The 20,613-nt window shown below is 59.2% G+C and carries 18 protein-coding genes; 8 read left to right on the forward strand and 10 right to left on the reverse strand.

The genetic code is table 11. From position 1 onward, the window contains the following. Nucleotides 1-28: 28 nt before the first annotated feature. The 8 genes from Q8L25_RS16590 to Q8L25_RS16625 form a co-directional block, all read right to left on the reverse strand. Nucleotides 29-1,192, reverse strand: a complete 1,164-nt coding sequence (locus tag Q8L25_RS16590) for a flagellin (RefSeq protein ID WP_308920407.1) — start codon at nucleotides 1,190-1,192, stop codon at nucleotides 29-31. Between the two features lie 219 nt (nucleotides 1,193-1,411). Next, nucleotides 1,412-4,270, reverse strand: coding sequence for a tetratricopeptide repeat protein (locus tag Q8L25_RS16595; protein ID WP_308920408.1), 2,859 nt, complete (start codon nucleotides 4,268-4,270; stop codon nucleotides 1,412-1,414). Nucleotides 4,271-4,283: 13 nt separating this feature from the next. Next, nucleotides 4,284-5,381, reverse strand: a complete 1,098-nt coding sequence (locus tag Q8L25_RS16600; protein WP_308920409.1) for a class I SAM-dependent methyltransferase — start codon at nucleotides 5,379-5,381, stop codon at nucleotides 4,284-4,286. A 58-nt stretch (nucleotides 5,382-5,439) separates the two neighbouring features. After that, on the reverse strand, nucleotides 5,440-6,561 hold the full coding sequence (locus Q8L25_RS16605; protein WP_308920410.1) for a DegT/DnrJ/EryC1/StrS family aminotransferase: 1,122 nt from the start codon (nucleotides 6,559-6,561) through the stop codon (nucleotides 5,440-5,442). Continuing rightward, nucleotides 6,558-7,142: an acyltransferase gene (locus Q8L25_RS16610; protein WP_308920411.1), complete on the reverse strand. Its 585-nt coding sequence runs from the start codon at nucleotides 7,140-7,142 to the stop codon at nucleotides 6,558-6,560. Before Q8L25_RS16610 ends, Q8L25_RS16605 begins: the two co-directional genes overlap by 4 nt. A gap of 161 nt (nucleotides 7,143-7,303) precedes the next feature. Continuing rightward, entirely contained in the window at nucleotides 7,304-7,507 is a 204-nt protein-coding gene (locus tag Q8L25_RS16615) for a hypothetical protein (protein WP_308920412.1), read from the reverse strand. A gap of 4 nt (nucleotides 7,508-7,511) precedes the next feature. After that, nucleotides 7,512-10,181 (reverse strand): tetratricopeptide repeat protein, encoded by a 2,670-nt coding sequence (locus tag Q8L25_RS16620; protein WP_308920413.1) that lies wholly within the window; start codon nucleotides 10,179-10,181, stop codon nucleotides 7,512-7,514. 155 nt (nucleotides 10,182-10,336) lie between these two features. Then, nucleotides 10,337-12,013 carry an electron transfer flavoprotein-ubiquinone oxidoreductase gene (locus Q8L25_RS16625; RefSeq protein ID WP_308920414.1) on the reverse strand — a complete coding sequence of 559 codons (1,677 nt, stop codon included), beginning with the start codon at nucleotides 12,011-12,013 and terminating at the stop codon, nucleotides 10,337-10,339. Between the two features lie 249 nt (nucleotides 12,014-12,262). Here Q8L25_RS16625 and Q8L25_RS16630 point away from each other — a divergent pair, with 249 nt between their 5' ends. Beyond that, a complete protein-coding gene (locus Q8L25_RS16630) occupies nucleotides 12,263-13,039 on the forward strand; it encodes an SDR family oxidoreductase (protein WP_308920415.1) in 777 nt (258 codons plus the stop codon). Here the strand turns inward: Q8L25_RS16630 and Q8L25_RS16635 are convergent. Then, the gene (locus tag Q8L25_RS16635; protein WP_308920416.1) at nucleotides 13,036-13,602 is read right to left on the reverse strand and encodes a LuxR C-terminal-related transcriptional regulator; all 567 of its coding nucleotides are present in this window, start codon (nucleotides 13,600-13,602) and stop codon (nucleotides 13,036-13,038) included. The two genes, Q8L25_RS16630 and Q8L25_RS16635, sit on opposite strands and share 4 nt — an antisense overlap. 169 nt (nucleotides 13,603-13,771) lie before the next feature. Here Q8L25_RS16635 and Q8L25_RS16640 point away from each other — a divergent pair, with 169 nt between their 5' ends. From Q8L25_RS16640 to Q8L25_RS16670, 7 genes are all read left to right on the forward strand, one after another. Further along, nucleotides 13,772-14,473 carry a CoA transferase subunit A gene (locus tag Q8L25_RS16640; RefSeq protein ID WP_308920417.1) on the forward strand — a complete coding sequence of 234 codons (702 nt, stop codon included), beginning with the start codon at nucleotides 13,772-13,774 and terminating at the stop codon, nucleotides 14,471-14,473. A 20-nt stretch (nucleotides 14,474-14,493) separates the two neighbouring features. After that, the gene (locus Q8L25_RS16645) at nucleotides 14,494-15,144 is read left to right on the forward strand and encodes a CoA transferase subunit B (RefSeq protein WP_308920418.1); all 651 of its coding nucleotides are present in this window, start codon (nucleotides 14,494-14,496) and stop codon (nucleotides 15,142-15,144) included. A 147-nt stretch (nucleotides 15,145-15,291) separates the two neighbouring features. Further along, nucleotides 15,292-15,822, forward strand: a complete 531-nt coding sequence (locus tag Q8L25_RS16650; protein ID WP_308920419.1) for a sigma-70 family RNA polymerase sigma factor — start codon at nucleotides 15,292-15,294, stop codon at nucleotides 15,820-15,822. Further along, nucleotides 15,822-16,808, forward strand: a complete 987-nt coding sequence (locus Q8L25_RS16655; RefSeq protein ID WP_308920420.1) for a FecR family protein — start codon at nucleotides 15,822-15,824, stop codon at nucleotides 16,806-16,808. Before Q8L25_RS16650 ends, Q8L25_RS16655 begins: the two co-directional genes overlap by 1 nt. 81 nt (nucleotides 16,809-16,889) lie before the next feature. After that, nucleotides 16,890-19,232 (forward strand): TonB-dependent Fe(3+) dicitrate receptor FecA, encoded by a 2,343-nt coding sequence (gene fecA / locus Q8L25_RS16660; protein WP_308920421.1) that lies wholly within the window; start codon nucleotides 16,890-16,892, stop codon nucleotides 19,230-19,232. 100 nt (nucleotides 19,233-19,332) lie between these two features. Beyond that, the gene (locus tag Q8L25_RS16665; protein WP_308920422.1) at nucleotides 19,333-19,614 is read left to right on the forward strand and encodes a type II toxin-antitoxin system HigB family toxin; all 282 of its coding nucleotides are present in this window, start codon (nucleotides 19,333-19,335) and stop codon (nucleotides 19,612-19,614) included. Then, entirely contained in the window at nucleotides 19,602-20,027 is a 426-nt protein-coding gene (locus Q8L25_RS16670; RefSeq protein WP_308920423.1) for a transcriptional regulator, read from the forward strand. Before Q8L25_RS16665 ends, Q8L25_RS16670 begins: the two co-directional genes overlap by 13 nt. Before the next feature lie 23 nt (nucleotides 20,028-20,050). Here Q8L25_RS16670 and Q8L25_RS16675 read toward each other — a convergent pair whose 3' ends face one another. Continuing rightward, nucleotides 20,051-20,470, reverse strand: coding sequence for a DoxX family protein (locus Q8L25_RS16675; protein ID WP_308920424.1), 420 nt, complete (start codon nucleotides 20,468-20,470; stop codon nucleotides 20,051-20,053). Nucleotides 20,471-20,613 lie beyond the last annotated feature (143 nt).

The raw sequence follows: 20,613 nt of genomic DNA on the forward strand, positions 1-20,613 counted from the left end.
CCTGAGCCAGGTCAGGAGAATAATACTATTATTGCAGCAGGGACATGACCATCGAGGACATGCTGTTGCTTTGTTTCAGCATGGCGGTACCAGCTTGCAGCAGCATTTGCGACGCGGTCATGTTCGAGCTTTCGGTCGCGAAGTCGGTATCCATGATGCGGCCAGCAGCGCCGGCGGTGTTGGTGCTGACGTTCGACAGATTGCTGTAGACTTTATCAAGACGGTTACCAGCAGCACCCAGTGCCGAACGCGAGGTGCCGACCGAGTCAATCGCCGCTTGCAGCTTGTCGATGGCAGCCGATGCCGTGGAGGCCGTAGTCAGTTCGGCACCTGGGGCGTTCGATGCGGCGCCGAAGGTATTGAAGTTGGCGGTAGCGGCCTTGATGGCGCCTTGCATCGAGGTCAGTTGCGCCGACAGGTCAAAGCTCATCGTTTCGCTGGTCGAAGCGCCGATCTGGAATTGCAGATTGGCCGAGAATTTGCCGTCATTGGCCGCGTTGCTGTTTTGTGCGGCGGTATTGTATGCAGCCGAGGCTGCGGCAGTTGCCCGGGCCAGTTTGTCGGCTTTGTCGGCGTTCAATTTATCGTTCGTTGCGGTGACTACGGCAGCTGCATTGGTCGCGTTTGGCGTGCCGTTGTTCAGGGTCACTGCTGCTGCCAACTTGGTACCAGCTGTGGCGGCAAGGTCGGCAGTGCCTGTAGTTGCGGTGGTAACAACCAGGCCATCAGCGGTAGCTTTGTTCAGCGCATCTTGCTTTTCGCCTGTCGTTGCTGCTTTGGACATCAGCTTGGCGCCAGCGAACGAAGTATTGCCCAGAACGTTGCTCAGTTCGTTGGTCAGCGTGTCGAATTCAGCTTGCATGGCTTTTTGATCGTCAGTGGTCGACGAACCGTCGGCAGCTTGGGTCGCCAGGTCTTTCATGCGTACCAGGATGTTGACGGTTTCGTTCAGCGCGCCGTCGGCAGTCTGGATCATCGAGGTCGCGTTTTGGGTGTTGCGCATGGCCATCGCCATACCGCTGGTTTGGGCTTTCAGGCGGGTTGCAATTTGCAGGCCGGCAGCGTCGTCCATTGCCGTGTTGATGCGGTAACCGGTGGACAGGCGCGTCATCGACGTCGACAGCGATTGTTGGGTTTTCGAGATCGAATTTTGTGCAGACAAGGCCGCTGCGTTAGTGTGAAGGCTCAGCATGAAAGATACTCCAGTTGTTTGGTTACGGTACGGAGCAGCATTTTTGCGCTCTCAATAGTACAAGACGACCATTGCTTCGAAAAAATTAAATTCTTAAAGGAAATTTTTTAAAATAATTTTCATTCGGTGCCTGTGTTTGCCGCGACTTTGCAGCTGGGGTAATCTTTATCTTAGGATCAACTGCAGACTTGATGGCGCTGATAATTGTGTCACTGATAATTATTTTTCAGCGTTTTCATTCTGCAATGCCTGCGCCAGCGGACCTTGAAAATGACTCGTAGCATCGGTTGTCAGGCCGAGCGCATGCTGTGCTCTGGCAAGATTTTCTTGCGCGTCAGCGAATTCCGGTTCGAGTTCCAGTGCATGTCTGTAACAGTCAACTGCTTCTTTGTAATTGTCCTTAGCCTGCCATTCGTTGCCAAGATTGTTCCACGCCTGAGCGTCGCCGGGAGCCAGTTGTACTGCCTGCAGCAGCGTTTGCAAAGCATCCTTGCCTTGAAGTTGCAGCGCAGTACCCAGCACGCTCCAGGCAAAACCTGATGCTGGATAACGTGTTACCAGCGCTTGCGCCGCTGTTTCCAGTTCCCCGTGGCGGCCAGCTTCAAACAGGGCAATCAGCTGTTCTTCCTCTGCGGAGCTTGGGGTATGGTCATCGTTGCCGGACAACTGGCGCACGCGTTGTTGCAGTGCCTGCATTTGTATGTTGTCATGTCCCTGTTCGATGGCAGCGGTGATGGCGGTCAATGCTTGCTGCAATTGCCCTGCTTTCAACAAACCGTTTGCGTAGGAGTAATGAAAGTGGCCTTCGGTGCTGGCAGACTGCAGTGCCTTGTCAAAATAAGGCAAGGCTGCCTCGTGGTAGCCCAACTGGCCGGCCAGCAAACCCATATTGTGGTTGGCAATGGCGTGGTCAGACTGCACATGTAGAATTGCCAGATACAGCGTTTCAGCTTCTTCCAGTCGGCCTGCCTGATGATGCTCGAGTGCCAGAGGCAAGGCAACGTCCACATTGACCTCATGTAAGGCCTTATGGCTGCGGGCGCGCCCGATCAAGGCGCTTTGCTCAGGTTCGGACTCAAAAGAAATCGGCGGCAGGCCGTTACACCAGCGCTGCCAGATGGTGCGCAGTGCATGATCGAGGCCGGCTGCGATCAGTGCCGGCTGCCCGATAGCGCTGTTGCTCAGGCGCGCACGCGCCTGTTTGCGTATCGCGGCCAGGTGTGCCACGTCGGCTGCGAGCCTGACACCTTTCTCAATGAAGTCTGTTTCATCGCTGGCAACGAAGTCGTGCAAGTCTGCTTGCGACATAATGGTGGCGCCCACCCGACATGGCAGGCTCGGGCCTGTCATGGTCAGGGTAGGCACGCCCATCCACAACGCGTACAGCGTGGTTGTGCCGCCAGTGTATGGCGAGGTATCAAGACAGATATCTACCTGTTCATGGAGCTTGAGGTAATCTGCCATATGGGTATGGCGATGGAAGTCGATCCGTTCGTCGGCAATACCTTCCGCAACGAACCAGCCGCGCAAGGACGCAGTAATATGTTCGTCGGTCATGCCTGCCATGACCATACGTGCGGCAGGCAATGCCAGCAATAATTTCGACCAGCGGGCAACGACTTGTTGACTGATCTTACTTGGGCGGTTGAAACTGCCAAAAGTGATATGGTCGTTGCACAGTGCTGGCGGAGAGCTTATTGCTGGCGCAACGGCGGGCGGTAGAAAGGGTGCGCTGGCCGGCAGGCGCAGCAGTTTTTCGGTAAATTGTGCGTCAAGCAGGCCCGGCGGCGAATAATAGCGGTCGCTGAAATAGTAATCCATCGCCTGCAGTCCGGTCGTCATCGGGTAGCCGATCCAGCTGGCCTGCAAAGGGGCTGGCTTGGCGGCAAAAACTGGCAGTCGGTTGCCGCCGGTATGTCCGGACAGGTCGATCAGGATATCGATGCCGTCGCCGATGATCAGTTGAATGAATTTTTCATCGCTCATTTTTTCCACTTGCTGCCACATATTGACCAGCTTTTTCAACTGTCGGCTTGACTCATCGTCATGCAGACTGTTGGCATAGACGATCAGTTCAAGCCCGGTGGCATGGCGAAGATGTTCAAATACCGGCGTAATGAAACTTGCGACAACATGGTTGTACAGATCGGCGGAGACAAAGCCGATGCGCAGGCGGCGCTCGGGATCGCGCACGTTTGCGTGTTGCGGCCAGTTGGCGCGTTGTGGCGCTTCAAATTGTTCTGCGTAGCGCAGATGCTCGGAAAAAACCGCAGAAGGCGCTAATTGTTCGCTATGGGCAAGGGAAAACAGCAGATTGCTGTGGATGTATTTCCAGTCCGGATTGGTCTCTAGTGCCAGACGGCATTGCGTTATCACATCATCATTGCGCCCCTGTCTGAAAAGTATGGAAGTGATATTTGTGCGTGCCTGCAAATGTGCAGGGTTCAGCGCGATGGCGCGCCTGGTGTAGTCCAGTGCCTCGTCAAAGTTGCCCAGTCCCAGCATGCACACGCCCATATTGCACACGGCATCGGTAAAGTTTGGTTCCAGTTCCAGCGCGCGAAGAAAACTCTGCTTTGCCAGTTCTATCTGTCCCTGATTTTGCAGAATTGATCCGATATTGTTGTGAGCAGTGGCGCTCTCCGGCGTCAATTCCAGCATTTTTTGATAGGCAAGCAGGGCATCGTCCAGTGCACCCATTGCCTGTAAAGCCGAGCCAAGGCCGCAGAATACCGCCGCGTCTTCGGTGGCGAGCAGCGATGCGGCGCGGTAGTGAGCCGCCGACTCATCGTATCGATCAAGGCCTAGCAGCAGCGCTGCATAGTCTTTCAGTGCATCGATATGGTCGGGCTTGAGCTCGATTGCCCGTCGAAAGGCCGCCTCGGCATCATTAAATTTATCACTGAGGTATAAGGCATTGCCGATGGCGTAATGAACCTGTGCGTCTCTCGGTAACGTTGACTGCATCTTGCGATAATCGGCAATAGCCGCCGCGATGACCTTGTCAGCCTTGCTGTTGGCGCGGCTTGCGTTGGCGGGGACCGCGTTACGTGCCGATGGTGGAGTGGATGATTCCATATGTGTCCAGACCTCAGTGCAACTGCAGGAACAGCGCCGTACCCATCACGAATACACAGCTGAGACGGTTTTTATTTTCATTCAAGAATTCATCCCCCACCCGTTGCGGCCCGTCGCCATATGGCCAGACGTAATCATCAATGATGATCCAGCCCCCCTTGGTGACATGGCTGCTCCATACCACGACATCATCGCGTACCGCGTCGTAGCTGTGATTGCCGTCGACATGCAATATGGCTATCTTTCCACAATAGGCAGTGGTGCCAAAGGAGGAAGTGGTCACTTCGTGGTTTGTGCCGTAATGTTGTGCAGCATGCGTCGAGGGCAATCGCAAATAGTTAACGTTGCCGTTGCTGTAGGGTAGCAAGCTCATTTCAAAAACGCGCAAAATTTCGTCACTGTTGATTTCTTTGACATAAGTGTCGACCAATCCGGCTTTGTCATTCTGCACGAGGTACTCGTTTTTCCATGGATCGACGCAGAGGGTGTTGCCTATGTCATACAGGCGAGCAAGGCGGGACAAAACGAAGGCCGACTTGCCATAAGCGCTGCCAATTTCGACAATGTCGCCCTGCACACTGTGACGGGCGATTTCGCACAACGCTCCGATTTTTTCATCGTCGCACATCCCGGGGATAATACTGGCGTGACGGAACAGTGTACTGAGTTCAAGTTCAGTAGCCGAAGGCTTTTGCGGCACGCCAGACGCCAGCGACAGGGAGCGTTCCAGCAGATACTGGCTAAGCCGCGTTGCGGCGTGGTAGCCGCTGACTTCTTCCTGCGTAGGCGAGCCGTTGACCAGCGGCGTGCTTGGCGCAATCACTTTGAGCACACGGTTCAGATAGGACCAGGCGACCAGGTTCGGCGTGTAGATGCCTGCAATGTCGTGTTCCGCAATCAATGCGACCAAGGCATCGTTGAAAGCGGGATCGGTAATGTACGGTAAGGCTGCCCAGGCTGGGTACCTGGCTTTTGCCACATCGTAGGCAACTGACGACGAACCGAGGACCGGCTGGCCATTGCGCAGGCACTGTTCCAGGTATTCGATGGAACGGGGCATTCCGGCCGGAAAAATAAGGATGGGTTTGCCTGTACTGGCTACTTGGGTCATAGTAATTTTTGCCAAAGAAGAAGAGGTGATGATCGAGGATGAACGGTCCGCATTGAGGCTAGACGTCTTTGATGACGTTCAGAATATTCTCTAGCTGGATATCTGACAAGTCGGGGTAGATTGGCAGGCAAATAACCTGGGAGGCCATGCGGGACGCCTCCGGCAGGTTACTGCTGGTAGCTGACGGCATTCCACGATACATGGGGAACTCACTGATGAGTGGATAGAAATAGCGCCGAGCATATATGTCGGCGTCACGCAGTTTCTGGAACAGTGCGTCGCGGCTGATGCGATAGCCCGGTTGAACCAGGATCGGGAAATAGGAATGATTGGTCACTGCTCCTGAGGGTGCGGAGGGACAAACGATGCCGGCAACGGTACTAAGGCCGGCGCGGTACTGTGCATCGATTGCCGCGCGCTTTTGTAGGGCGCTGTCGATATTTTGCAATTGCAGCAACCCGAATGCCGCACTGATTTCGTTCATTTTTCCATTGATCCCGGGTGCCACCACCGTCACCTCGTCGACAATTCCAAAGTTTTTCAGATGGTCGATATGTCGCTTGGTCTTCTCGTTGGGAGAGACAATTGCCCCGCCTTCGAATGTGTTGAACACTTTGGTCGCATGGAAGCTCAGAACAGACAAATCTCCCTGATTCAGTACGCTGTTGCCGTCGTACTGCACGCCAAACGCATGCGCTGCGTCATAGATGACCTTCAGTCCATAGTTGCTGGCGATTCTTTCGATGCGGCTCACATCACATGGATGTCCATAGCAATGTACTGGCATGATGGCGGTGGTGTGCGGCGTGATGGCCGCCTCGATCCTCGCGGGGTCGATATTAAATCCGCCAGGCTCAATATCGACAAAAACTGGTTTGACACCGTTCCATAACAACGAATGGGCAGTGGCCACAAAAGAGTAGGGTGTAGTGATGACTTCTCCGGCGATGCGCAATGACTGTAACGCTGTCATCAATGCCAAAGTGCCGTTGGCAAACAGTGAAATATGTTTCACACCCAGATACTCTGCTAGTGCCGATTCTAATTCTTGATGGAATGGACCACAATTCGTCAATATTTTATTGCTCCAAATTTTCTCAAGATAGGGTAAAAACTCTTTAAGCGGCGGCAATGTTGGTTGAGTAACATAAATGGATTTTTCTCGCGTTTTATGTGTCATATCAAATTTGCTAATAATTTTGATTCAGCAAGCAACAAACTTCTGTTGCGACTTTTAATCAGTCTTGCCGGTCTACCTGCATAGATTCCCCAAGCAGCTAGCGACTTATTGACAAGAGTCAGGGCGCCGATGGCGACGCCTTCGTCAAGAAGCACGTTGGGTAGAACCACGCTGCCAGAACCAATGATGACGTGCCGACCCAGATGCACAGGACCGCTTGTGCAATTGGTAAACTCTTCCGGTACGGTGGGATTGGTCATGCTTTTGCCACTATAATCGTCGGTCTTGCTGTACAGGTGGACGCCTTGCGATAAGCCAGAGAAATCGCTCAGCGTAATGCCGGCGCTGCCGGAGAGGAAGCAGTAGCCACCGATATGCACATAGTTACCTATGCGAATATGGCCAGCTGCAGCCACAAGTGTGCTGTAGCCGTCAATGCGCACATTGTTGCCGATTTCGATATTTTCGATACCGATAACTATGCAGTTTTTAGCTATGCGCACATTGCTGCCGAGGCAGCGAAAACCGGCATGCTGTAAATCATCTTCAGTGTAATAACCTGGGTCGAAAAGTTTTGACATGGTTACCCTTCATGTACTTGAAATTGATATCCAGCGCTCTGCACAGGACAGGCAGGCTGGGAGACTTTGTCAGCATCCAGGCAATGGTTGGCAGAAAGCCATCCAATATTTGCGTATGCTGTGTCATGAAATAAACTGAATCGTGATCTATATCACTGGAGTCAAAAAAAAAGGAGAGGGAGCGCAAATTCAAGGTCGCCCGCCGTTTCGTCGGGAGCTGAAATGTGGCGCTGAGTGATGCAGGTCTTGTCGACAATTTTTTGTGCTGGCCAATCAGGAAAAATTTGCGCAAGGACGCTATTGTCGAGAGTTGCCACAGGTAAATGATATGCAATGGCAGCGATTCTTACGTTGTGCATGATCATCCCCTCACTCCTCAGCCGTTTGTTCAATTATCGCTTGTCCATCGACAGCGAACGAGATCGGGGGCAATCCTGCGCACCAGCGTTGCCACATATGACGCAGGGCGACTTCCAGCCTCCGTGCAATCTCGTCCGGGCGCCCGTTGGCTGCGTTGCGCATCCGTTCGCGCATTTCCAGGCGCATCCCGGCAAGCCGGCCGGGATCGCTGGCGTGCGCCACTCCCTTGGACAGGAAGTCTTCTTCGCCGTGGGCGATGAAATCGTGCAATCCCGCATGCGACAGGATGGCGGCGCTGACGTAGCCTGGCAGGGTGGGGCCGACCATGGTCAGAGTGGGCACGCCCATCCACAAGGCGTGAAAGCCGGTGGTGCCGCTGGTGTACGGGTAGGTGTCGAGGCAGAGATCGACCTGGCTGTGCAATGCCAGATAATCGTGGAGATTGGTGTAGCCATGAAACGTCAGCCGGCTCGCGGCGATGCCCTCGCGGGCAAACCACGAGCGCAGCCTGTCGCTGGTCTGCTTGTTGGGCATCGCCGCCAGTAGCATGTTTGCCTCGGGCACCATGCGCAGCAAGGCGGACCAGCGGGCGATGACTTCGCGGCTCAGTTTGCCGGCCCGGTTGAAACTACCGAACGTGATGTGACCGTTCGCGATCGAGGGCGCCGGACTGATGGGCGGCGCCTCGGGCGACGGCAGGAAGGGTGCGCAAGCGGGCAAGCGCAGCAGCTTCTCCGTGAACTGATCATCAAGGGTGCCGGGCGGGGAATAATAGCGATCTGTGAGGAAATAATCCATCGCCTGCAAGCCGGTGGTGCCTGGATAGCCGATCCAGGTCAGCTGCAGCGGCGCCGGCTTGCGCGCAAAGGTTGGCAGGCGGTTGAAGCCGGTATGGCCGGACAGGTCGATCAGAACGTCGATCTTGTCGCTCATGATTAACTGTGCCAGCTCCTCATGGGTCAATTTTTCGACTTGACGCCAGATGCTGAACAGACTGTGCAAATGCCGGCTGACCATATCATCATGGAAGCTGTTGGCGTATGCCACCATTTCCAGATGTGGCGAATCGGCAAGGTGCTCCAGCATGGGTGTAATGAAACTGGCCACGGCGTGGTTGTACAGGTCTGCCGAAACGATGCCAACCCGAAGGCGCCGTTCTGGGTCCCGCACATTGCTGTGTTGCGGCCAGGATGCGCGCAGCGGAGCTTCGAATTGCTCAGCGTAGCGCAAGTGTTCAGCAAACAGGTCTGCGGCCTTCACGTTCGGGCTATGTGTGAGGTTGAACAGCAGGTTGCTGTGTTGTTCATTCCAGTCCGGATGAACCTTGAGCACAGTGCGGATGTGACTGATCGCGTCGTCGATGCGACCCAGTCTGACCAGGGTGGAACCGATGTTGACATGCGCCCGGCGGTTGTCCGGCTCCAGCTTGACCACCGTTTCAAAGCTCCTCAGTGCGTCACTCAAGCGCGCCGCTTCCATCAGGCAAGTCGCCAGGTTGAAATGTGTGGAAGCGACTTTGGGACCCAGTTTCACGGCGCGCCGGGAGCTCGCCAAAGCTGCCTCCGGCTGGCCCATGGCATTCAGGATGGCAGCGATATTATTATGGCTGATCGGATTCTCGGGCGCGATGGCCAGCACTTGCTGAAACGAAGCCAGCGCCTGATCCAGTTGGCCGTCGTCCTGCAACGCCATGCCCAAATTGTTTATCGTATCGATATTGCCAGGTTCCAGCAACAGCGCCGCCCGGTAGACGGCAATCGCCACTTCTTTGCGGCGGGTTTCGCGCAGCAGATCGGCGTAGTGCAGCATCGGCGCGGCAACCGTTGGGTTCATTTCGATGGCGTGCCGGTATGCCGCTTCAGCCGCTTCGGTCTGGCCCCGTGCATGCAGGCTGCGAGCCAGCCCATGGTGATGCGCAGCAATTGCCGTGGTGTGTCCGGTAGCGGCGCGATAGCTGGCTTCCGCCTGCTGGTGGCGGCCTAGCCTGAATAACACATTGCCCAGCCCACCGTGGGCCATGGCATTGGCAGGATCAGCCAGCAACGCCGCGCCATAACGTTCGATGGCTTGCTCGGGCCGGTTCAGTTCCACGCTGACGTCGGCCAGCTTGCGGTGCAGCTCGGAAGCATCTGGTGCCAGCGCCAAGGCTTCCCGGTAACTCGCCTCTGCAAGCTGGAATTGCCGCTGCGCGTAGTGGATATCACCCTTGCCCAAATACGCCACGGCCAGCTTTGGTTCCATCTCCAGCGCACCGCGATAGCACTCCCCGGCTTCCTTCAAATGGCCCTGCGCCTGCAGCACATCGCCCAAGCGGCTCAATGCCTCGGCAAAGCCGGGCGCAATCTCCAGCGCGCGCATGAAGCTGGCCAGCGCCAGGTCAAGCTGGCCGCTGGCCAGATAGGCATTGCCCAGATGCAGCTGTGATTCGGCATCGTCCGGCGCCAGTTCGACGGTTTTCAGCAGGGCGGGCAGGGGGTCCTGACCTTGCGCTTGCAAAGCCACCGCCAGCACGCTCCAGGCGAAGGCCGACGCCGGATGGCGATCGAGCAGCGCGCGCGTGGCGCTTTCCAGTTGTACCGCATCGCCGCGCTCGTACAGCGCCACGAGTTGATCGAGGTCCTGTTGCGAGGGTTGTTGCTCGGCACTGAATGGGACTGCGGCAATATCGTTGGCGTGCATGACTGGGCGATGGAATGGGGCGAGTGTCAATTGTAACTGTTGGCAGTGCAATCGAGAAACTGTTCTGCAGAAGTCTGATCACGGGCCACAACGAAAAATGGCGTGGAGACCATCAGGTGTCCACGCCATGTTACCGCAGCTTGCTGCGACAGTGCTTACATATTCGGATAATTCGGCCCGCCGCCGCCCTCCGGCGTGACCCAGACGATATTTTGCGTCGGATCCTTGATGTCGCAGGTTTTACAGTGCACGCAGTTCTGTGCATTGATCTGCAGGCGTTCGGCGCCGTCGTCGTTTTTGACGAATTCGTAGACCCCGGCCGGACAGTAGCGCGCCTCCGGACCCGCATACGTGGCCAGGTTGACGTCGACCGGCACGCTGGCGTTTTTCAGGGTCAGGTGGATAGGCTGGTCTTCCGCGTGGTTGGTGTTCGAGATGAACACCGACGACATCTTGTCGAAGGTCAGCTTGCCGTCCGGTTTCGGATACACGATCTTTTTCGACTGTGCCGCCGGTTTCAGGCATTCGTGGTCGCCATGCGTGTGGTGCAGGGTCCACGGCGCCTTGCCGCGGAAGATGATCTGGTCGATGCCCGTCATCAGGCTGCCCAGGTACAGGCCTTTCGACAGCCATGGCTTGACGTTGCGCGCCACGTGCAGCTCTTCATGCAGCCAGGATTGTTCAAACGCGACCGGATAGCTGGCCAGTTCGTCGTGCTGGCGCTGCTCGCCCAGTGCGCCAAACGCCGCTTCGGCCGCCAGCATGCCGCTCTTGATGGCGGCGTGGCTGCCCTTGATGCGGCTCATGTTCAGGAAGCCCGCATCGCAGCCGATCAGCGCGCCGCCGGCAAACACCAGTTTCGGCAGCGACTGCAGGCCGCCGGCCGTGATCGCGCGCGCGCCGTACGAGATGCGCTTGCCGCCTTCGAAGAACTTGCGGATTTCCGGATGGGTTTTATAGCGCTGGAATTCCTCGTATGGCGACAAATACGGGTTTTCGTAGTTCAGGCCGACCACATAGCCGACCATCACCTGGTTGTTTTCCAGGTGATACAGGAACGAGCCGCCGTAGGTTTTCGCATCCAGCGGCCAGCCGGTCGAGTGGATCACCAGGCCCGGCTGGTGCTGGGCGGGGTCGATTTCCCACAGTTCCTTGATGCCGATGCCGTACGATTGCGGGTCCTTGCCGGCGTTCAGGTTATACCTGGCCATCAGCTGCTTGCCCAGGTGGCCGCGCGCGCCTTCGGCGAACAGGGTGTACTTGGCGTGCAATTCCATGCCCAGCTGGAAGTCGGGGCCAGGTTCACCGTCGCGCTTGACGCCCATGTTGCCGGTCGCCACGCCTTTGACGGAACCGTCTTCATTGTACAAAATCTCGGCGGCCGGGAAGCCCGGGAAGATTTCCACTCCCAGGTTTTCCGCCTGCTGGCCCAGCCAGCGCACCACATTGCCCAGCGAGACGATGTAGTTGCCGTGGTTCTCGAAGCAGGCCGGCACGGCGAAGTTCGGCGTCTTGATGGCCTTGGTTTCGGTCAGGAACAGGATGCGGTCTTCGGTCACGGCCGTGTTCAATGGCGCGCCCAGTTCCTTCCAGTTCGGGATCAGTTCGGTCAGGGCCTTCGGATCCATGATGGCGCCCGACAGGATATGGGCGCCCAGTTCGCCGCCTTTTTCCAGCACGCAGACCGACACTTCCTGGCTTTTTTCGGCGGCCAGCTGTTTCAGGCGGATGGCGGCGGCCAGGCCGGCCGGGCCACCGCCGACGATCACCACGTCATACTCCATGGCCTCGCGCGGTCCGTACTGTTCGATTAAATTATTTGGCTGTGTCATGGTCTCGTTTTATGGTTACTGAATTCGGTGAGCGGGAATCGCGGATAAATTTAAGCACGAGTGTGCTTGTTTTTGGCGCGGATTGCAACTTTGGCGCCATTTTGCGTGACAATGCCCCTCGCCGCAATCTAAATCCGGGCATTTTGTGTAATGATGGCGTTTACTTTAGCCCAGCCGTGGCCGGCAGGAACTTGTCCGGTTGACCATGCCAGCGATAAAGTGTTATTCAAAACAAAACAGGAGTAGCCCGTGGGCATAGAAGTCAATTTCGAGGGCAAGATCGCCCTGATTACCGGCGCCTCCAGCGGCCTCGGTGCGCGCTTTGCGAAAGTGCTGGCGCAGGCCGGCGCCCAGGTCGTGCTGGCCTCGCGCCGCACCGAGCGCCTGAAGGAACTGCGCGCCGAGATCGAGGCCGACGGCGGCGCCGCCCACGTGGTGGCGCTCGACGTGACCGACTTTGCCAGCATCAAGTCGGCCATCGCCCACGCGGAAACGGAGGCGGGGCCGATCGATATCCTGGTCAACAATTCCGGCGTGTCGACCACCCAGCGCCTGGTCGACGTCACGCCGGAAGATTACTCGTTCGTGATGGACACCAATTTGCGCGGTTCCTTCTTCGTGGCCCAGCAAACGGCCAAGCGCATGATCGCGCGCGCCAAGGGCGACCCGAAGAAACAGCACCGCATCATCAATATCGCCTCGATGGCGGGCCTGCAGGTGCTGCCGCAGATCGGCGTGTATTGCATGAGCAAGGCCGGCATGGTGCACATGACGCGCGCCATGGCGGCGGAATGGGGCAAGTATGGCATCAACACCAACGCCATTTGCCCGGGCTATATTTCTACCGAGATCAACGAGGATTATTTTGCCACCGAGCAGGGCCAGAAGCTGATCCAGATGCTGCCCAATAAACGGCCGGGCAAGCCGGAAGATCTCGATGGCTTGCTGTTATTGCTCGCTGGCGAGGATTCGCACTTCATCAATGGCGCGATCATCTCGGCCGACGGCGGCATGACGGCTTTTTAAGGTTGCCAGCGCAGTCCCACCAGCTTGTGCACCAGTTCCGATGAGGTCGAGGCGGCAAACTTGCGCATCAGCTTGGCGCGGTGCATTTCCACCGTGCGCGGGCTGAGATCGATCTGGCGGGCGATCAGCTTGCTGGTCTTGCCCTCCACCAGCAGCGCGGCGATTTCACGCTCGCGCGGCGTCAGCTGCGCCGTTACGGGGCGTTGTTCGCTGACATCCTCGAAGGTCCAGATGCCGGCCCCCAGCGGCTGGCCCGGCAGCATGGCGTGGCCCGTCACATGGCACCAGAACAGTTCGTCATCGTTGCGGCGCATGATGCGCTCGTCCGAGTAGCGCCCTTTGGCGTTCATGATGGGAATGATGCGCTCACCGGTGCGCAGGAATTCATCGTGGGTAGGGTAGAGTACTTCGAAGGACTGGCCATCGAGCTGGGCGCGCGTGTAGCCGAACATGGCCGCCAGCGCTTCGTTGCAGCTGCGCATGATGCGGTTCTCCGACATGCACATGCCGACCGGCGCGTGCAGGAAGATGCTTTCGTAGTCGACGGCGGGCGCGGCATTCATCTGACGGGGATCACTCTCACAGGGGGAAGCATGGCACGGCGCCGGTAGTTCTACGGTATTGTACTTTCGACCGGCGTATTTTATGCTGAGTCGCTGCAGGCGTCACAGACGCATGCCAAGATGCGGCAAAGAATTTCACAAAAAACTCAAACACACCAGAGGGACACCCATGAACAAAGTTTATCCTGACGCCGCTGCGGCGTTGGCAGGCATCGTCCAGGACGGCCAGACCATTGCCGTCGGCGGCTTCGGCCTGTGCGGCATACCCGAAGCCCTGATCGAAGCCCTGCGCGATTCCGGCGTGACCGGCTTGACCGCCATTTCCAACAATGCCGGCGTCGACGGCTTCGGCCTGGGCCAGCTGCTCACCACGCGCCAGATCAAGAAGATGATCGCCTCCTACGTGGGCGAAAACAAGGAATTCGCGCGCCAGTACCTGGCCGGCGAACTGGAACTGGAATTCACGCCGCAGGGTACCCTGGCGGAAAAACTGCGCGCCGGCGGCGCCGGCATCCCGGCCTTCTTCACCAAGACCGGCGTCGGCACCATCGTCGCCGACGGCAAGGAACTGCGTGAATTCGACGGCGAGCAATACGTGATGGAGCGCAGCCTGGTGGCCGATGTGTCGCTGGTGAAAGCCTACATGGCCGACCGCGCCGGCAACCTGGTGTACCGCAAGACGGCGCGCAACTTCAACCCGAACGTGGCGATGGCCGGCAAGATCACCATCGTCGAAGTGGAAAAACTGGTCGAAGTGGGCGAGATCGATCCGGACGACGTGCATACGCCGAGCATCTTCGTGCACCGCATCGTCGTCAACGCGACCCCGGAAAAACGCATCGAGCAGCGCACCGTGCGCACCGAAGCATAAAAAAGACAACGGAGATAGACATGGCTTGGACTCGTGATGAAATGGCGGCGCGTGCCGCGAAAGAATTGCAGGATGGTTTTTATGTGAACCTGGGCATCGGCTTGCCGACCCTGGTGGCCAATTATGTGCCTGAGAATATCGAAGTGTTCCTGCAGTCGGAAAACGGCTTGCTGGGCATCGGCCCGTTTCCCACCGACGAGGAGGTCGATGCCGACCTGATCAACGCCGGCAAGCAGACCGTCACGGCCTTGCCGGGCGCGGCCTACTTCAGCTCGGCCGATTCCTTCGGCATGATCCGTGGCGGCAAGATCAACCTGGCCATCCTCGGCGCCATGCAGGTGTCGGAAAAAGGCGACCTGGCGAACTGGATGATTCCAGGCAAGATGGTCAAGGGCATGGGCGGCGCGATGGACCTGGTGGCCGGCGTCAAGCGCGTGGTGGTGCTGATGGAACACGTGGCCACCGCCAAGGATGGCACGACGTCGCACAAGCTGCTGAAACAGTGCGACCTGCCGCTGACGGGCGTGGGCGTGGTCGACGTCATCATCAGCGACCTGGGCGTGATCGACGTGACGGAAAACGGCCTGAAACTGGTCGAGCTGGCGCCCGGCGTGACCAAGGAGCAAATCCAGGCCGCCACCGGTGCGGAACTGGACGTGTCGGCTGTGTAATACCCCGCTTCATGTAAAAAAATAGCGGCGGACAGCGATGTCCGCCGTTTGCTTTTGGGCGCCCCTGGCTTGCAGTCAGCGGGGATTTGCTCGATAATGAGAATGCTTCTCATTTATTATCGACTCGCCCCCAGGCAGTCCGCTCTCATGCCTGCCAGCAAGCCTTTCCCAGACACCGATGTCCAGCACGGCGACGCCGTGGGGCGGCTGTATGGCGAACATCATGGCTGGCTGCTGTCGTGGCTGCGCCACAAACTCGGTTCCAGCCACCTGGCGGCCGACCTGGCGCATGACACTTTCTTGCGCGTGCTGGCGGGCCGCGCCGGCCTGACCCTGCTGCAGCCGCGCGCTTATCTGCGCACCATCGCGCACGGCCTGGCCGTCAATCACTGGCGCCGCCTCGATATCGAACGCGCCTACCTGGACGCGCTGGCCGGCCTGCCCGAGGCCCTGGCGCCATCACCGGAAGAGCGCCTGCTGGTGCTCGAAGCGCTGCAGCAGCTCGACGCCATGCTGGCGCGCTTGCCGCACAAGGCGCGCCGCGCCTTCCTCCTGCATCAGCTCGACGGCAACAGCTATGCCGAGATCGCCCTTGAACTGGGCGTCTCCGAACGCATGGTGCGCAAATACATGGCGCAAGCCATGTTGCAGTGCCTGTGCCTGCAGCAGGAGGCCTGATGCACGCCGCCACGCCCCCGCGCGACCATTACATCATCCTGCAACAGGCGGCCGAATGGTTTGCCCTGCTCGAGTCCAGCGAGGCGGGCGAGGCCGAGCGCGCCAAATGGCAGCGCTGGCTGGACGCCGATCCGCGCAATGCCGACACCTGGCGCCAGGTGCAGGCGATCAGCGGGCAGTTTCGCGGCCTGCCGCCGCTGTCGGCGCATGGCGCCCGCGCCGCGCTTGCCGGCAGTCCGGCACAGGGCCGGCGCGCCTTTGCCGCCATGCTGGTCGCGGCCGTGGGCGGCCTGGCGCTGTGGTGGCGCGACGATGAGCAGCCGGGCGGCGTACTGGCAGGCACCGGCAGCCATGCCAGCGGCATCGGCCAGCTACGCCGGCTGCGCTTGCCTGACGGCGGCGAGTTGCAGCTCGATACGGATACCGTGGTCGACATCGATTACGGCGCCAGCGCGCGCCGCATCGTGCTGCGCCAGGGGCGCATCGAGCTCAGCACCGCCGCCGATACCGTGCAGCCGGCGCGCCCGTTGCTGGTGCGCACGGCGCAGGGCAGCCTGCGCGCGCTGGGCACGCGTTTCGAGGTGCGGCAAGCCGCCGGGCGCACCTGGCTGGCCGTGCAGCAGGGCGCGGTGGAAATCACGCCGCGCCATGGCCGGCCCGTCGTGATACCGGCCGGCCAGTTGACCCAATTTGACGCCAACCGGGTTGCCGCGCCGGCAGCCGAGGGCGTGGCGGCGCCGGCCTGGACGCGCCGCATGCTGCTGGCCGATAACATGCGCCTGGCGGACTTCGTGCAGGAATTGGCGCGCTACCGGCACGGCCACCTGGGCTGCGATCCGCAAGTGGCTGGCTTGCGGCTGGTGGGCGCTTATCCGCTCGATGACCAGGACGCCATCCTGGCCATGCTCGAAGCGAGCCTGCCGGTGCGCGTGCAGCGCACGATGCCGTGGTGGGTGACGATTGCGGCCCGCGACGCGCCGCCCTGAAAATATTTTTGCAAAGGGAGTTCCGCTTTTCAGCGCTCGATTGGCAAACAGGAGAAAGCTGATCTCAACTGAAAGGACCCCATGTCATCCCGTATCGCTCCACGCCGCCAATTGGCCCTGACCATCCATCTTGCCCTGCTGGCGCTGCCAGCCGTTGCCGTGCAACCGTCTGCCACCTTGCAGGTGGCCGATGCTGGCCTTGTGCGCCAGTACAACTTGCCCGCCGGCCCACTGAGCACCGTCCTGAGCCGTTTTGCCGGCGAGGCGGGGATCGCCTTGTCGGCCAATGCCAGCCTGACCGACGGCAAGCACGCGCCGGCATTGAGCGGCAGCCATACGCCGGCGCAAGGCTTGCAGCTGCTGCTGGCCGGCAGCGGCCTGGAAGCGATGCTGCGCGCGCCGGGCAGTTATGTATTGCGCGTCCAGGCCGCACCATCGCGCGAGCAGGCCATGGCGGTCATCACCGTGGTCGGCAACTGGCTGGCCCGGCCCGATGCGCACTCCAGCTTTGAACATGGCGGCGCGCGCGACGTGGTGGGGCGCGACCAGATCGTGCGCCTGGGCGCGACCGATGCGCGTGACGTGCTCAACTGCATACCAGGCGTCTCGGCGCCCGCCAACAATGGCACCGGCAGCCACGACATGGCCTTGAATTTCGGCGTGCGCGGCCTCAATCCGCGCCTGGCGGCCCGCTCGACCGTCCTGATGGACCGCATCCCGGTGCCGTTCGCGCCCTATGGCCAGCCGCAGCTGTCGTTCGCGCCGGTTTCGATGGGCAATATGGATGCGGTCGACGTGGTGCGCGGCGGCGGCGCCGTGCGCTATGGTCCGCAAAACGTGGGCGGCATCGTCAACTTCGTCACGCGCGCGATTCCGGAAACAGCCGGCGCCGAGGTCAGCGTGCAGGCCGAGCAAAGCCCCTCGTCGTCCAGCGACAGCATCAAGACCCACACCAGCGCGATGCTCGGGGGTACTTTGGACAACGGCCTGGGCGGCGCGATTTTGTACAGCGGCGTGCGCGGCAGCGACTGGCGCGAACACAGCGACACCAAAATCGACGACCTGATCCTGAAGGGACGCTACCGGATCGATGGCGCCAGCAGCGTCACCGCCATGCTGCAGCGCTATGACGGCGAAGCCGAGATGCCGGGCGGCTTGACGACGGCCGCCTTCGCGCGCGACCCGTATCAATCAACGCGCCCGTACGACAATTTCTGGGGCCGCCGCAACCTGGCCAGCCTGAGCTACGAATACAAGCCCGACCGCCAACGCCAGTTCACGATGCAGGCGTTCTATACGGATACCTTGCGCAGCGGCTACCTGGACCAGGGCCGCAACCTGACCCTGTCGCCGCGCAATTACACGGTGCGCGGCGTGGAAACGCGCTACGCGCAAGCGTTTCGCGCGGGCCAGGTGCGCCATGAAATCGGCGTCGGCCACCGCTTTGTCGACGAGTCCAGCCACGAACTGCGTTACTGGCGCCTGAAGACGGGCGGCGTTCTGCCGACCGAAAGCAGCCCGGTTGACCGCGACACCTCGGGCAGCACGCGCGCCCATGCGCTGTTCATCGACGACCGTATCGATATCGGCAACTGGACCGTCACGCCGGGCCTGCGCAACGAGCGCATCCGGTCGTACCAGGAAAACAACCTGACGGCCAAGCGCGATGGCGGCAACTACAATGTGCTGTTGCCGGCGCTGAGCGCCATCTATCACGTCAATGACGCCTGGAATCTGTATGCCAGCGGCGACAGTTCATTTGGCACGGTGCAGTACAGCAAAATGGCCAATGCCGTGAGCAGTGGCGGCGCCGAGCCGGAAAAGGCCCGCTCATGGGAAGTGGGCACGCGCTACCAGCAAGGCGGCCTGCGTGTTGACGCCAATCTGTTCCTGATCCGTTTCAGCAACCAGTACGAAAGCAACCAGCAGAACAATAGCGTGTATGCGCGCGGCAAGACACGTCACCGCGGCCTGGAAAGCAGCGTGCAGTACGAGCTGGGCGGCGGCGTGAATGTCTACGCCAGCTATGCCCTGGTCGACGCCGCCATCAAGGAAGACGGCCCCAACTTCGGCAAGCAGGTGCCGTTCTCGCCGCGCCACAAGGGGACGGCAGGCATCGGCTACCAGGCCGGCAAGTGGAGCGCCAGCGTCGACGGCATGTTCGAAGGCGGGCAATACGCGGACAGCGCCAATACCGTGACGGAAAACGCGGCCGGCAACAATGGCCGCATCCCCGGCTATGGCGTGTGGGCCGCGCGCGGCAGCGTCGACATCGCCAGCCTGCCGGCCGCGTTTCGCCTGAGCCTGGGCGTGAAAAACCTGTTCGACCAGCGCTACTACACGCGCTCGTTCGACGATAACAACCTCGGCAAATACGTGGCCCAGCCGCGTACGGTATATGTGCAGCTGAGCAGCCGTTTCTGATGTCGTGCAAGCTGCCCGGTCGATCAGCGGATCGGGTAGCTTGATGAAAATCTCAATTTGAGATATTCTGGAATCATCAAGACACTTGAGTGGTTCCGCGATGCGCGTCGTTACCAACAAGGCACTGGTGGATTTTTCTGAAAGTCATCCCTTGGCGTCGGAGCCGCTGCAGGTATGGCGAAAAATTATCGAGTCCAGGACATTTGCTGGTTTTGCTGATCTGAAGTCTGCATGCAATGCGACCGATCGGGTTGGCAATTACTATGTTTTTGATATTGGTGGAAATAAGTACCGGATCATCGCGGCGATTCACTTCAATCGCCAGATGCTGTTTATCCGGCACGTCCTGACACACAAGGAGTATGACGCATGGAAGCGCTGATGGATCGCGAGAAAGTCGCGGCAATTACCGAGCATTATCGCGCCCTGTCGGCCCTGGTGCCGCTGCACGCGATTCAGGATGAGTCCGCTTACAAGCAGGCGGTGCGGGTATTGAATGGCTTGCTCGATGCCGGTGCCGCAGATGAACACCATCCGCTTGCCGCCTTGGCGCATCATCTGGGCGGGCTGATCGGCGACTATGATGATGCCAATTTTCAGCCGCAACCAGTGCCCCCTGCCGCAACCTTGCGGCTGTTGATGGCGCAACATGGATTGACGCAATCGGACATGCAGGAGATCGGCACGCAAGGCGTGGTATCCGAACTGCTCAGTGGCAAGCGAGAAATGAATGTCCGGCAAATCAAGGCGCTGGCCAAGCGCTTCCATGTTCCAGCGAGTGTGTTTCTCGCATAAAGGCTGGCTTTGCAGTATCCAGTTCAGCGATTGTGTGCCTTGCCGCGCAGTCCATCCAGGCTGAACGCGCCGCCACCCGCCGCCGCGAAATACAGGAAGATAAAACTGTACAGCACCGCCAGTTCGCCGCCGTTCAGGATCGGCAGGAAGCCTTGCGGCGCATGCGCCATGAAATAGGCGGCCGCCATCTGGCCCGACAAAATGAAGGCGACCGGGCGGGTGAACAGGCCCAGCAGCAGCAGAGCGCCGCCCACCAGTTCCAGGATGCCGGCCACCCCCATCAGCGAGAACACCTGCAGGCCATCGAACATGGCCACGTGCGGCGCGCCGAACAGCTTAGCCGTGCCGTGCTGCAGATACAGGAATCCCGCGATGATGCGCAGGATGCCCAGCAGGCGTGGGGTCCAAGTGGCGAGGAGGGCGGGCGAGGGGAAGGTGGACATGGCGTACTCCATTCAAGGGTGAAATGAATCGGTGTCATGCTGCAATCCTGTGTGGATGATTATGCATGGGTTTGCCGACGAATGGATCAACTTTAAATGTTTTTGATACGTTGATCATCCAGCAAAAAATTGATGCATCGTTT

Origin of the sequence: Janthinobacterium sp. J1-1 (assembly GCF_030944405.1) — a bacterium.
In the GTDB taxonomy this organism is placed as follows: Bacteria; Pseudomonadota; Gammaproteobacteria; order Burkholderiales; family Burkholderiaceae_D; genus Janthinobacterium.